At 39.9% G+C, this 13354-nt stretch carries 13 protein-coding genes; 2 read left to right on the top strand and 11 right to left on the bottom strand.

The window, feature by feature from the left end:
• Window positions 1-7: 7 nt before the first annotated feature.
• Window positions 8-2860 (top strand): carbamoyl-phosphate synthase large subunit, encoded by a 2853-nt coding sequence (gene carB / locus ACULLG_RS13520; protein ID WP_452127328.1) that lies wholly within the window; start codon window positions 8-10, stop codon window positions 2858-2860.
• A 10-nt stretch (window positions 2861-2870) separates the two neighbouring features.
• Here carB and ACULLG_RS13515 read toward each other — a convergent pair whose 3' ends face one another.
• From ACULLG_RS13515 to gndA, 11 genes are all read right to left on the bottom strand, one after another.
• A complete protein-coding gene (locus tag ACULLG_RS13515; protein ID WP_452127327.1) occupies window positions 2871-3704 on the bottom strand; it encodes a DUF2306 domain-containing protein in 834 nt (277 codons plus the stop codon).
• Between the two features lie 43 nt (window positions 3705-3747).
• A complete protein-coding gene (locus ACULLG_RS13510) occupies window positions 3748-4428 on the bottom strand; it encodes a DUF4386 domain-containing protein (protein ID WP_452127326.1) in 681 nt (226 codons plus the stop codon).
• 17 nt (window positions 4429-4445) lie between these two features.
• Window positions 4446-4901: a hypothetical protein gene (locus ACULLG_RS13505; protein ID WP_452127325.1), complete on the bottom strand. Its 456-nt coding sequence runs from the start codon at window positions 4899-4901 to the stop codon at window positions 4446-4448.
• A gap of 73 nt (window positions 4902-4974) precedes the next feature.
• Entirely contained in the window at window positions 4975-5532 is a 558-nt protein-coding gene (locus tag ACULLG_RS13500) for a GIN domain-containing protein (RefSeq protein ID WP_452127324.1), read from the bottom strand.
• Window positions 5519-5887 carry a GntR family transcriptional regulator gene (locus ACULLG_RS13495; protein ID WP_452127323.1) on the bottom strand — a complete coding sequence of 123 codons (369 nt, stop codon included), beginning with the start codon at window positions 5885-5887 and terminating at the stop codon, window positions 5519-5521. The genes ACULLG_RS13500 and ACULLG_RS13495 overlap by 14 nt, the downstream gene beginning before the upstream one ends.
• A 1-nt stretch (window position 5888) precedes the next feature.
• Window positions 5889-6641, bottom strand: coding sequence for a hypothetical protein (locus tag ACULLG_RS13490; protein ID WP_452127322.1), 753 nt, complete (start codon window positions 6639-6641; stop codon window positions 5889-5891).
• The gene (locus ACULLG_RS13485) at window positions 6638-7474 is read right to left on the bottom strand and encodes an ABC transporter ATP-binding protein (protein ID WP_452127321.1); all 837 of its coding nucleotides are present in this window, start codon (window positions 7472-7474) and stop codon (window positions 6638-6640) included. The genes ACULLG_RS13490 and ACULLG_RS13485 overlap by 4 nt, the downstream gene beginning before the upstream one ends.
• A gap of 225 nt (window positions 7475-7699) precedes the next feature.
• Complete coding sequence (locus ACULLG_RS13480; RefSeq protein WP_452127320.1) at window positions 7700-8173, bottom strand: YHS domain-containing (seleno)protein; 474 nt, start codon at window positions 8171-8173, stop codon at window positions 7700-7702.
• Window positions 8174-8388: 215 nt separating this feature from the next.
• A complete protein-coding gene (locus ACULLG_RS13475; RefSeq protein ID WP_452127319.1) occupies window positions 8389-8745 on the bottom strand; it encodes a YciI family protein in 357 nt (118 codons plus the stop codon).
• 84 nt (window positions 8746-8829) lie between these two features.
• The gene (locus ACULLG_RS13470; protein WP_452127318.1) at window positions 8830-10110 is read right to left on the bottom strand and encodes an RNA polymerase sigma factor; all 1281 of its coding nucleotides are present in this window, start codon (window positions 10108-10110) and stop codon (window positions 8830-8832) included.
• 6 nt (window positions 10111-10116) lie between these two features.
• Window positions 10117-11526 (bottom strand): NADP-dependent phosphogluconate dehydrogenase, encoded by a 1410-nt coding sequence (gene gndA / locus ACULLG_RS13465; RefSeq protein ID WP_452127317.1) that lies wholly within the window; start codon window positions 11524-11526, stop codon window positions 10117-10119.
• A 185-nt stretch (window positions 11527-11711) separates the two neighbouring features.
• Between gndA and zwf the strand changes: the two genes are divergently transcribed.
• Window positions 11712-13244 (top strand): glucose-6-phosphate dehydrogenase, encoded by a 1533-nt coding sequence (gene zwf, locus ACULLG_RS13460; RefSeq protein ID WP_452127316.1) that lies wholly within the window; start codon window positions 11712-11714, stop codon window positions 13242-13244.
• The last annotated feature ends 110 nt before the right edge of the window (window positions 13245-13354 follow it).

Raw genomic sequence — 13354 nt, 5'->3', positions numbered from 1 at the left:
TTATAGAATGCCAAAAAGAAAAGATCTTAAATCGATTTTGATTATTGGTTCTGGCCCCATCATCATTGGTCAGGCATGTGAGTTTGATTATTCTGGTTCCCAAGCGCTTCGCTCCCTGCGCGAAGATGGTATAGAAACCATATTGATAAACAGTAACCCGGCAACGATCATGACCGACCCTAAAATGGCGGATCATGTGTACTTAAAACCGCTGACCACTAAATCAATCATTGAGATTTTAAAAAATCACCCCAATATTGATGCTGTTTTACCTACAATGGGAGGACAGACCGCTTTGAATTTATGTATCGAAGCAGATGAAAAAGGTATTTGGGAAGATTTCGGTGTTGAAATCATAGGTGTGGACATCGATGCCATTAACATTACCGAAGATAGGGAGAAGTTTAGAGAACTGATGTTGAAGATTGGTGTGGGTATGCCGCCACAAGCTTCGGCGACCTCTTTCCTAAAAGGAAAGGAAATCGCCCAGGAGTTTGGTTTTCCATTGGTGATTCGGGCATCTTTTACCTTAGGCGGGGCAGGAGCATCCATAGTGTATGACCCGGATGATTTTGATGATCAGTTGAGTCATGGATTGGAAGTTTCTCCGATACATGAGGTGATGATAGACAAAGCTTTGATGGGGTGGAAGGAATACGAATTGGAGCTGCTTCGTGATAAAAATGACAATGTCGTCATCATCTGTACCATCGAAAATATGGACCCTATGGGAATCCATACCGGTGATTCCATCACTGTGGCTCCGGCTATGACGCTTTCAGACCGCACATTCCAACGCATGCGGGATATGGCTATACATATGATGCGCAGTATCGGGGATTTTGCTGGCGGATGTAACGTACAGTTTGCCGTTAGCCCGGATGAAGAAGAAGATATTATTGCTATTGAAATAAATCCGAGGGTTTCAAGATCATCTGCATTGGCATCCAAAGCAACTGGATATCCAATTGCCAAAATTGCTGCCAAATTGGCCATTGGTTATACCTTGGATGAATTGGATAATCAAATCACCAAATCCACTTCAGCCTTGTTTGAACCAACGTTGGATTATGTGATTGTGAAAATCCCACGGTGGAACTTTGATAAGTTCGAAGGTTCTGATAGAACATTGGGGCTTCAAATGAAATCGGTTGGTGAGGTCATGGGAATTGGGCGTTCTTTTCAAGAGGCCCTGCACAAGGCAACACAATCCCTGGAAATCAAAAGAAATGGCTTGGGAGCTGATGGAAAAGGATATAAAGATTACGATACCATAGTCCAAAAACTAAAAGTTCCTAGCTGGGACCGGGTGTTTGTACTATATGATGCCATTCAGTTGGGAATTCCATTATCTACCATTCACGATATCACTAAAATTGATATGTGGTTCTTAAAGCAATACGAAGAACTGCACCATTTAGAACAGGAAATTTCAAAATATACGGTTGAAAACCTATCAAAGGCACTCCTACTGGAAGCGAAACAAAAAGGATTTGCTGATAGGCAGATTGCGCATATGTTGGACTGTTATGAAAGTGAAGTGCATACCAAGCGTACCGAACTAGGAATCAATAGAGTCTACAAGCTGGTAGATACCTGTGCAGCGGAATTTAAGGCGATGACCCCTTATTACTATTCTACCTTCGAAGAAGAAATTGAAACCGCAGACGGAAAGCGTTTTGTGGCCAATGATAGCGAAGTCACAGATAAAAGAAAGATTGTGGTATTGGGCTCAGGTCCGAACCGAATAGGACAGGGTATAGAGTTTGATTATTGCTGCGTTCATGGTGTTTTGGCAGCCGCAGAGTGCGATTATGAGACTATCATGATCAATTGTAACCCAGAAACCGTATCCACCGATTTTGACACTGCGGACAAACTATATTTCGAACCGGTCTTTTGGGAGCATATTTATGACATTATCCGTCATGAAAAGCCTGAAGGGGTCATTGTGCAGTTAGGTGGGCAGACGGCTTTGAAGCTTGCTGAAAAATTGGACAAATATGGTATCAATATTATAGGAACAAGTTTTGAATCTCTCGATTTAGCGGAAGATAGAGGAAGTTTTTCCAGACTTTTAAAGGAAAACAATATTCCATATCCAAGATTCGGTGTTGCTGAGACTGCAGACGAAGCTTTGGCACTTTCTGACGAGCTTAACTTTCCACTATTGGTGAGACCATCCTATGTATTGGGAGGTCAGGGAATGAAAATTGTAATCAATAAAGAGGAATTGGAAGCCCATGTGGTTGATTTGCTGCGAAGCATTCCGAACAATAAGTTGCTGTTAGATCACTATTTGGATGGTGCCATCGAAGCTGAGGCTGATGCCATTTGCGACGGTGAAGATGTGTATATTATTGGAATTATGGAGCACATTGAACCCTGTGGGATTCATTCAGGAGATTCCAATGCAACTTTACCTCCTTTCAATTTGGGTGAATTTGTAATGCAGCAAATCAAAGATCACACTCGAAAAATTGCCTTGGCTTTGAATACCGTTGGCTTGATCAACATACAGTTTGCCATTAAAGATGATACGGTTTACATTATTGAAGCCAATCCAAGAGCATCTAGAACAGTTCCATTCATAGCCAAAGCATATGGAGAACCTTATGTGAACTACGCGACCAAAGTGATGTTGGGTGAAAAGAAAGTCAAGGATTTTGATTTTAAACCGCATTTAGATGGGTATGCCATAAAACAACCCGTTTTCTCATTCAATAAGTTTCCAAACGTCAACAAAAACCTTGGCCCGGAAATGAAAAGTACGGGAGAAAGCATATTGTTCATCGACAGTCTAAAAGATGATGAATTCTATAACTTGTACTCCCGTAGAAAAATGTATTTGAGCAAATAAAGGTTTGGGCTCAACTTATCCTTGGTAGCCACATACCCATGGTGGCGGCAAAAGTTCCTAATGCGGTGATAACTGTAAAAAGCAATAAAGTCATGGCAGTAAGTACTTTTGGCGCCACTTGTTTTTTGCGTTGGGCCATAAAATAGAGTTCAACAATTGCGAGCGGAATCAAGTATTGGCCAAATCCCAAAAAGACCAGGAAAGGACCTCGGAAAGTTTCAGGATCAAAACCTACTGGACCTTTATTGATAAACAACCAAAACATAAGACCCACCCTAAAAAACCAAACGCCGCCCATAACCAGAAATAACCGAAGTGCCCATTTTCTGTGGACGTCAAACTTTCTTTTCACTGCATTTTTTAAAGCCAAATACGCAAAAAGCAAAATTAATACCCCATTTAAGCTGACACTGATATCACCGATTAATCCAGAAATGGTTCCTTTGGAGATGACCATATAAATTCCGCTTAGGCTAATTAATACTGCAGCGCTGAGGTAAAACCTTCCATTCCATCTATGAAATTTTGGTGCAACTTTTCGTAACTGGGGAATGAACTGGATTGGCCCTCCGACCATTACGATTACGGCAAATAGCAGATGGATGGCGACAGCGAGGTTCCCCATGGTTTCTCCTTCTACATAACCATGTGGCAGTACACGATTCCATCGCATAAAATCACCGTCCATAGCTGCTCCACCATAAAATGCAGCGACATAAAATGCAAAAATCCATTGGCCCAATACCGCAATAATAAACCAAAATTGCACTGAAAAATTCAAAATAGAGGTCGGCCAACGTTTCTTTGAAGGCGCAACTGTTGCGATGTTTGAGTTAGAAATCATGACTATTTGTTTTTAAATGATGATTGATGATGATTTGTAAGGTTTATTTGGTAAGATTATGGCTTGGGGAGAATCCTTTGGCAATGAGCCAGCCCATTAAAACGATCATGTGAAGCCCATTTTGACTAAAAAAATGAAAGCTGACATTTAAATCAAAGATGTTTAACCAACAGGCCACAAAAACTATAGATATGGCGACCATGCCCCAAATTGATAGGAACCTTGGAACCAGTTTGGTTCTAAATAGAAAGTAATAAAACATAAAAGCGGCCGAAGCATAAAACATTATGGCGAAAAAATGCGCCCAAAAGTAATCTTCAATCTTCAACAATCCAGCAGTGGCGAAATATGTTGTATCCGTGACACCTGCTGTCACAAACTCCTGACTTAGCGATAGTAGGGACAAATGGCTTATGTTGCTATGGATGATTATTGCAAAATAGACCATCCAGATTCCAAAAAAAGCCATAGCCAATCTATGATTGAATTTTTTTATCAATGGAAAAAGTAGGGTTGCAGCGACAACCCACAATGAGCTGGCAAACACATCCAAGAGAACTGAAACTCGCATTTCCATTGCATTTTCGAAAATCTGATTTAAAAAGTTTGGTGAATTGACCATCGAAGTTGACAGTCCTCTAAACATGACTGACGGGATTCCCGAAAGCATGATCAAAAGCAATAAAAAGCCAATGATTCTTCCGGTTTTTTGATTTGTTTCCATGATTGTTCGTTTTTTGATTAATTATTGGATCTAAGGGCATTGCTGCCAAAAAAGGTTCTGATGTAGTTATTGAAAACATACCCCCATGGTATTACAACAATGTCAATGATAACCGCGGTAATGCATATCCAATAAAAGGATTCTGCATTAGGAGTGATGTTGCCGGCTGCTTTCATTGGTGGATACACTATTAATGCCCATGTGGCCTTATAGGCCAATTGGAGAAAAATTAAAGGCAACATCTTTATGGGGTATCGGATGCCCAATCCCATTAAAGTGGCATATGTAGCCCAAAAACTGAAGGTCACTCCAGTAATATAATCTATTGGTTCATCTGGAAACAAAAGGTATTCCCAGGCTTCATAAGCCAGCCCAATAAATGTCAACAGGTAAAGAGCGCGCATCAGTAATAACCTGAATTTTGGAGGTCGTTTTACTTTGTCGTCGGCATAGGAGATGCTGTTTGATTTCATGATTGTTCGTTTTTTGATTGATTGATTGATTGTTAATGATTGATGAATAAACTGCCCAATACTCGTTTTCTGATTATTGTTCTTTATTTGAGTTAAGATCAATTTTTTTGATTTCTCCTTGTAGATTGACTTTACCTTCGGTGTTATTGATATACGTTACAAAGTCGTAGGATAAATTCAGGTTTCCTGAACTCTTATCCTTAAATATGAGGTTTAGATGTTCCCCGGAGATTTGTCCATTTGTTTCAAAATGGGAATCGTCGTTTAACTCCAATATCTTTAACGTTGGATGGTTTATTTGAATAGTAATGCTGTCTTTTTTTCTTAATTTTTTAAATGATTCAATGATCAATTTTTTGTCGACCACCGCAGTACTTATGGAATCAATAATGTAATTGGGGGCCTCCACAACCACTTGGGTGTCTTCACTTTGACTAAAGGTAACCTTGATTCTGTTTTTGATTGCAATACCTTCGAAGTGAGGGACGGCCCGTGATTCGGTTAAGGCCTCAACTGGTACTTCATTGGCCTTTTCCTTTTTCACATTACTATGCACGGACAATTGAAAGACCAGCGAAAAAAAGAGGGCTGCACCCAATGCCCCTAACAAGATTAGATTACTTTTTTTCATTTTTATGTTGGTTGTATTCGTTCTTTAATTCATCGAAGGAAATATCTAAAAGGTTTAATTTTTTAAACACATCTGGAAGCATCTGTTCCATAAATTCCTTACGTTTTATATCTCTTACCTTGGTATAACCATCGCTTGCCACAAAGTATCCAATACCTCTTTTATTATAGATCACTCCAAGGTCCTGCAAATGATTAAAGGCCCGTATGGCTGTATTTGGGTTTACCTCTACCATCATGGCAACTTCTCTTACAGATGGAATGCGTTCTTCCTCTGTCCAACGTTTGGTGAGGATGTTTTCATAGAAAAAGTCCACAATTTGTAAATAAATAGGTTTGCTGTTATCAAAGTCCATCCTACACCTCCTTTTCCGTCATTTTAAAATAGGCCACCGCAAGCATCAACGGACCTAGGATCAAACCATAAAACCATCTTCCTACTATTGAAAAATCGGCTGCTGTTCTGTCAAAGGCAGTAGAAGTCAATGAATCACCAGAAAATGCCCCATAGTTATGATTGAAAATTCCAAAAAGCAAAAAATTGAAAAGCACAAATCCCAGCACCAAAACTCCTAAGGTCAGTAACGTTTTTCCAATCCTGTTTTTTGAAAACGAAATGGCCCCCACTAGGAAAACAGGTTGAACCAAAAAGTATACCCGTATGACATCCCAATAATGTTCTGAAAAAAGCGATATCAAATTGAAGTTTGCATCAAGAAATACTGTGCCAAATATGATGGCAAAGGTTCCACTAATTACTGCCAATACCGAGAAAACCAGGGTATAGATTACCGTAGATGTTAACCATTTAGCGGCCAATCTTTCCGAAATTGAAACGGGAAGCGATAAGTAAAGTTGATTTGCCTTTGAGTTATTGAATTCCTTAAATATGGAAAAAGTGAATAAAATGCCCAGAGGAACGTAAATCAGCCCAAATATTCCGAAAAATTCTTCCAATGCGAGCTCTTTGTCCCGTATCATGTTGAAAATACAGAACAGAAAAAGCAACACGATACCCACAAGCAGGCCTGTTACAAATGTTCCTTTGAGTACGGCAACATCACGACGAATAAATTGCCCTATTCTTGATAAGCTAAATTCATTCGTCATGACTTTTGGTTTAAGATTGCGTTAATTTTATCTGGTTCGGTCAAAACTCCGTTGAACATCAATTCCAGGTCGACTTCAGTTTCATTTTTGTCCAATCGAGGTAAAATAGCTTTTCCTCCGAAAGTGGATTCCGAATAAATAACATTGGAAAGTTCATTAGTGGATGGTTTTCCAAACCACAGACCATCAGCCACTTTGTCCAAGGGTTGATTAAAAGCCACATTTCCATTGTCCAGAATCATGACGTGGTTAATAAGGCTATGCAAATCACGCACTTGATGGGTTGAAATAACAATGCACTTATTTTCGTCGACCACTGAGGCCATGACCTTTCTAAACTGACTTTTGGATGGAATGTCCAAGCCATTGGTTGGCTCGTCCATCAATAGCAATTTGGTGTTTGCGGCAATTCCAAAGGCTATGAGCACTTTTTTCTTTTGTCCGAAGGACAATCTTGAAATAACGTCGGTAGGGGAGAGCTGAAACTCCGCTATAAGTTCATAAAACTGTGCGGTGGAAAAATTAGGATAAAAACTGGATTGGACTTTTTCAAATGTCCGAATGGGTATTCCTGGTAATTCAAAATCCTCAGGTACCAAAAAAATATGTTGCAGTGACTGTACATTTCTTTTCCCGGTTTCATAACCATTCATTATGCAGCTTCCGGCTTTAGGAAAGAGCAATCCGGTCATTATTTTCAGCAAGGTGCTTTTACCTTCTCCATTTTTACCAAAAAGACCATAGATGTTTCCAGCTGCCAAATCCATATCGATGGATTTCAGCACGAATCTACTTTTGGGATAATTAAAGTTCAAATGTTTAATGGTCAACATTTATAGTGTATTAGATGACTAGAACACTGCAAATGTAAATAAAATTCCCAAACCACCAAATTTTTGTCTATAAGTTTGAAATTAAAGCGTTAGTTGCGAGTAAATTGGGGTACAGTAGCTCCAACGAGAATAGGGTTTTGACATGAAATGGCAATGCCAAAAAAAAAGCGATCTAATTTATTATTCAGACCGCTTTAGCATTAAATTGAGTGTTCTACCTTGGTATTATTCCCAGTTAGCTTTGCCTTTTTTTAAATTTTCTTGCAAATCAGATTTCCACTCCTGTTTTACCTCTTCACTATCAAAAAGATAGAGTTTTCCATCGATGATATCAAAGGCATTTGGACTGCTGTTTGCGGTAAATCCCTTGCTGACAGCGAAGGCGCAATAACCACCATACTCCGGAGTGTATTTGTCTGGACTTTCCATAAATAGCTTCTGGTTTTCTTCTGAAGCAAAAAGCCAGGTTGCATTTTTCCAGTGATATGAGTATTCTTCATTTCCCTCCATTGCTTTGTCAGATACAATGTAAGCTACCGGGTCGTATCCATTGATTGCGGTATCTGAAAATAGGGGTTGATTCACCTCTTTATGCCCCCATGAAAGTGGGGAGATTCTTTTTATCTTGGCAAAGGTGAATATCAAACCGAGAAGTACAGCAAGAGTGATTCCTATTATTTTTATTGTTTTTCTTTTCATCGTAATTAGCTTTTATTCCATGTGGCGTCAGCCTTTTGTTCACTATTTGGGAATAGTTTAAACAAAAATTTGGCCACTGGGTTCAAAAAAGTATAAGTTTTCCCGTTTTTTGTCAGGGTATGTTTTCCATTGGTTTGAGGCGCTTCTTTACCTAAACTCAAAGCAAAGGCACATTTACCGTTATATTCAAAATTAGTATTGTCCATAGTTTTTTTTTAATTGATTCCTTCCATTTGTTTTATAGGGCGCACCTCAATACTGCCTTCAGCATCGTCAAACATTGGGTTGGCCTTGGCAATGGTAATCGCCTCTTCCAGGTTTTCCGCTATAATATGAAAGTAACCCACGATAACTTCTTTGGATTCATTGAACGGGCCATCCTTAAAAACACCTTTGTTTCCATGAATAATGGCTCCATTCATCTCTAAGGGCTGAGCGCCTTTTAATTTTGAAGATTCCATTAACCCACCAATGTATTTTCCAATTTTCTGCACATGGGCCTGTTGTTGTTCGGGGGAAAGACTTTCTAGGTGATCTCCTTTGGTTTTAATGAAAATCATAAATTCTTGCATAATCAATGTTTTATGTATTAAAATCGTTTTATACCCCATAGTCAATTAAAGGGAACAAAAAAGGACATGGAAAGCTGAAAAATATCAAATATTTTTGGAGTATTCTTTTATCTTGTTGTAAATAAGGGATTTACGATGTTCTCCAATGGGAAGTTTCAATCCCTCTTTTAAGAATTCAATGGCTTTTTGAGGTTGATTGTCCAAGTGATACAGTTCCGCGCTCGAAGTGTAATAGGGTAAATATGTAGTTAGAGAAGGATGGCCTTTTATAGTGTGCAGTTGTTGCAATGCGGTTTTGGGACCCAAAATTTTAGAAAGTACAATTACCCTGTTCAGCTGAATAATTGGGGAATCATCAATTTCAATTAGAATGTCATATAAGGAAAGAATTCCCTCCCAGTCAGTAGTTTGATATGTGGGCGCGGTGCAATGCTGTGCAGAAATTGTAGCCAACAGATGATAGATGGAAACTTCTTTTTGTTCCGTAGTAAAAGCTAGATGGGTCAATCCCTTTTTGATCATTTCTTGATTCCATTTGTTACGATCTTGATATTCGAGGCTGATAGTATTGTTTAATTCATCCAATCTTGAACTGAATCTAGCAGTATTAAACAGCATCAAAGCTAGTAAAGCGTGAGCGTTAGATGAGTTTACGGACGGATTTTGAACGATAATCTCGGTAAGACGTATGGCTTCTTCACAAAGCTCATAACGAATCGGGTAGTCTTCGGAAGTGGAATTATATCCTTCGTTGAATAAAAGGTAAATGGTCTCAAGAACACTAGACAATCTTGGTTCTAATTGACTTCCTATGGGTACCTCAAAAGGTATGTTGGCTTCCTTAATGGTTTTACGTGCTCGGACCAAGCGTTTATTAATATTACTTTCCGTGGTCAAGAATGCTTTGGCAATTTCGGGGATATTGAAACCGCATAAAGTCTTTAAGGTTAGCGCGACTTGTGAATCCGATGAGAGCACTGGATGACAGCAGGTAAAAATCATGCGCAATTGGTCATCTGCGATTTCTTTATCCGTAAAAATGTGTTTTAGAGCAGGTTCCCGAGTCCATTCCGATTGCAGGTGGTGCGCCACCTCAGAAACGTATGCCCGTTTGTATTTTTCCTTGTTGAGAATGTTGACGGCCTTGTATTTGGCTACTTTGTAAATCCAACCCACAGGATTGTCCGGAATTCCCTTGTTTTTCCATTTGTTGAGGGCTTCAACCATGGCTTCCTGTACCACATCTTCAGCCAAATCGATATTTGAGGTGCCGAACGTTTTGGTCAATACGGCAATCAGTTTTCCATGCTCATGTCGAAACAGATGGTCAATTTGATTTGCTATGTTGGATTGACCTTGAGTCATTTCATTTTAATCCTCCCACTCCGTATGAAAAATACCTTCGCGATCCAATCGCTCGTAAGTATGTGAACCAAAATAATCCCTTTGGGCCTGTATCAGGTTTAAGGGTAATCGACTACTGGTGTATGCATCAAAATAGGTAAGCGCATTGGAGAGTCCGGGTAGGGGAATACCGTTGGTTGCGCCGTAGGCTACCAATTCTCTTGCTGAGTCTACAGTTTCTTTTACTTTTTCCACAAAAGAAGGGGAGAGCAGCAAATTTTGTAATGAACTGTCCGCATTAAAAGCTTCGGTGATATCCGCTAACAATGCAGCGCGAATAATACAGCCTGCTCGCCAGATTTTGGCTATTTCTCCCAATTCCAGCTCATATCCATATTCTTTGGAAGCATCGGCTAGCTGATGCATCCCCTGTGCATAGGTAATGATGAACGAAAAATAAAGCGCCTGTTCCGCTTTGCTTACCAACGAATCTTTTACAACGGATTCAGGTTTTGGTCGGTCGTATAGCTCATCCGCTTGCACGCGTTCGTCCTTTAAGGCAGAAATTTCTCGCATACTAACCGCAATATCAATAGTCGGTACTGGAATCCCTAAATCCATGGCATTTTGAGAGGTCCATTTTCCGGTTCCTTTTTGTTTTGCCTTGTCCAAAATTTTATCCACGAGATGTCCATCATCCAAATCGTCTTTTTGGGCAAGGATATCGGAAGTGATTTCTACTAAAAAGGATTGTAAACGACCAGAATTCCATTCGCCATACGTTTCATGAAGCTCTTCGTTGGTCAATCCCCCCGCTTTTTTCAAAAGATCATAGATTTCGGATGTCAATTGCATCAATCCATATTCAATGCCGTTGTGAACCATTTTCACGTAGTTTCCGGCCGATTTTGGACCTAAATATGCCACGCAAGGCTCACCCTTGTATTTAGCAGCAACCGCTTCGAAAATGGGTTTTACATGTTGATAGGCTTCTCTGGAGCCTCCTGGCATAATACTCGGTCCTTTACGAGCTCCTTTGGCACCTCCCGATACTCCAGCTCCGAAGAAATTGATTCCTTTATCCTTTAAATAGGCTTCGCGTCGGTCTGTATCCGTAAAAAATGAATTTCCGCCATCAATGATGATGTCCCCCTCATCCAAATGGGGGAGCAGGCCTTCAATCACGGCATCAACGATTTTTCCGGCAGGAACCAGCAACATGATTTTACGCGGAGTGCTCAAAGCATTCACAAAAGTGGTCGCATCTGTGGAAGCATTCACCCGATTGGCATCACCACCTTCTTCGATAAGTGCGTTCACTTTTTCTGTATCTAAATCATTACCAAAGGCCGTGAAGCCATTATCAGCAACGTTCAAAATGAAATTACGCCCCATTACACCAAGTCCCACTAGACCAAAATCATAAGTGTTTGCCATATTCTTTATTTTTAATGCCTTAGGTTAAGGCAGCTTCAAGTAAGCCAATTAGTTGAATTCCGAACCTAAAATAGCGTTATATTCGTTATGCTCAAAAATAAAAGGAGGTCTCAAAAGTTTTTTCGCAAAAACACAGCTAGGCCCTCATTTTTTTGACATATCCAAACCGACATGTAGAATACTTTATGAGAAAGACCGACAACCAAATGCTCATTATTTTTGGAGCTTCTGGCGATTTGACTGCGAGAAAATTAATTCCTGGATTATTTAACTTATACGTTGCCCAGCAATTACCCAAAAATTTTGTGGTGTTGGGCGCAAGCCGTAGTGATATGACAGATGAGGAGTTTCGAGACAAAGTGGTCCATGATAGTCCTTATTTAAAGGAAAAGCTAGAGGATTTAAAGGAGAACTACATTAAAGGTTTTACAGATAGAATTTTTTATGAAGACCTGGGAAGCGACTATACTGCAGAGTATTCAGGTTTAGCGAAGCGAATTGAAGCTTTGAATACACAAAATGAAACCGAGAACAATTATATGTTCTACTTTTCCACCCCTCCTAGTCTATATGAGCCTATTGCTAAAAACTTGGCCGATGTTGGGTTAAACAGTCAAGAAAAAGGATGGAAAAGGTTGATTGTGGAAAAACCTTTCGGCTACAGTTTAGACAGTGCAAAAGCTTTAAACAATGGACTTCAACAGTATTTTAAAGAACCACAGATATATCGAATAGATCATTATTTGGGGAAGGAAACGGTTCAGAATTTGTTGGTGACCCGTTTTTCCAATAGCATTTTTGAACCGCTTTGGAACCGAAATTATATCCATCATGTTGAAATTACCAATGCGGAAAGTGTTGGTGTAGAAAAAAGAGGGGGGTATTATGATAAATCGGGCGCTTTACGTGATATGTTCCAAAACCATTTGATGCAAATCGTCTCATTGGTTGTTATGGAGCCACCTATAGGTGACCAACCGGAAGAAATTCGAAATGAAAAAGTAAAGGCGCTAAAATCGTTGCGCATAATGCGAGATGATAAAACACTATTTGACAACACCATTCGTGCCCAATATGTAGCTTCCGAAATCAATGGAGAAAAAGTAAAGGGATATCGCGAAGAAGATGGAGTTGACCCCAATTCGACTACGGAGACCTATGCCGCAGTCAAGTTTTTTGTGGACAATTGGCGTTGGCACGGGGTTCCGTTTTATGTTAGAACGGCTAAGCGTATGCCGACTAAGGTCACTGAGGTCATCATTCACTTTAAAACCCCGCACCACCAGATTTTTAAGGATTCTGGGGTAAATAGCAAGGATAACAAGTTGATTATCCGTATTCAACCGGATGAAGGGGTACTGATTAAATTCGGAGTAAAAGTTCCTGGACAGGGATTTAAGGTAGAGCGGGCTAATTTGGACTTTTACTATTCCAGTTTGGCGCAAACCTACGTAATGGAAGCCTACGAAAGATTGTTGCTCGATGCCATGCAAGGCGATGCCACATTGTATGCAAGAGCTGATGAGGTTGAAGCGGCATGGGAGTTTGTAGATCCTATTTTGGACTATTGGAAAAGTGGAAAAGATGTGCGCATGTACGGTTATGCAGCTGGAGTTTGGGGACCAGAAAATTCGGATGAACTCATAGATGATTTAGGATATTGGAGAAATCCAGGAGAAAATTTAGCTGATGACCCTGGGTATTGTGTGATATGTTAAGTTTGGTTAATGGTTAATGGTTAATGGTTAATGGTTAATGTATGTCAGTTCGAGCTGTCATCCTGAGCTTGTCGAAGGAGCAGTCGAGAACTATTGGCGAGAATTGTTTT

The organism is Flagellimonas sp. 2504JD1-5 (assembly GCF_053618295.1).
This window is presented reverse-complemented; position numbering and strand designations above follow the sequence as displayed.

Bases quoted from the DNA above. Each gene is read 5' to 3' on its own strand.
- ACULLG_RS13490 (WP_452127322.1), bottom strand. From the start codon at position 6,641: ATGACGAATGAATTTAGCTTATCAAGAATAGGGCAATTTATTCGTCGT.
- ACULLG_RS13495 (WP_452127323.1), bottom strand. From the start codon at position 5,887: ATGGACTTTGATAACAGCAAACCTATTTATTTACAAATTGTGGACTTT.
- ACULLG_RS13475 (WP_452127319.1), bottom strand. From the start codon at position 8,745: ATGCAAGAATTTATGATTTTCATTAAAACCAAAGGAGATCACCTAGAA.
- ACULLG_RS13515 (WP_452127327.1), bottom strand. From the start codon at position 3,704: ATGATTTCTAACTCAAACATCGCAACAGTTGCGCCTTCAAAGAAACGT.
- zwf (WP_452127316.1), top strand. From the start codon at position 11,712: ATGAGAAAGACCGACAACCAAATGCTCATTATTTTTGGAGCTTCTGGC.
- ACULLG_RS13485 (WP_452127321.1), bottom strand. From the start codon at position 7,474: ATGTTGACCATTAAACATTTGAACTTTAATTATCCCAAAAGTAGATTC.
- ACULLG_RS13505 (WP_452127325.1), bottom strand. From the start codon at position 4,901: ATGAAATCAAACAGCATCTCCTATGCCGACGACAAAGTAAAACGACCT.
- gndA (WP_452127317.1), bottom strand. From the start codon at position 11,526: ATGGCAAACACTTATGATTTTGGTCTAGTGGGACTTGGTGTAATGGGG.
- ACULLG_RS13500 (WP_452127324.1), bottom strand. From the start codon at position 5,532: ATGAAAAAAAGTAATCTAATCTTGTTAGGGGCATTGGGTGCAGCCCTC.
- ACULLG_RS13470 (WP_452127318.1), bottom strand. From the start codon at position 10,110: ATGACTCAAGGTCAATCCAACATAGCAAATCAAATTGACCATCTGTTT.
- carB (WP_452127328.1), top strand. From the start codon at position 8: ATGCCAAAAAGAAAAGATCTTAAATCGATTTTGATTATTGGTTCTGGC.
- ACULLG_RS13480 (WP_452127320.1), bottom strand. From the start codon at position 8,173: ATGAAAAGAAAAACAATAAAAATAATAGGAATCACTCTTGCTGTACTT.
- ACULLG_RS13510 (WP_452127326.1), bottom strand. From the start codon at position 4,428: ATGGAAACAAATCAAAAAACCGGAAGAATCATTGGCTTTTTATTGCTT.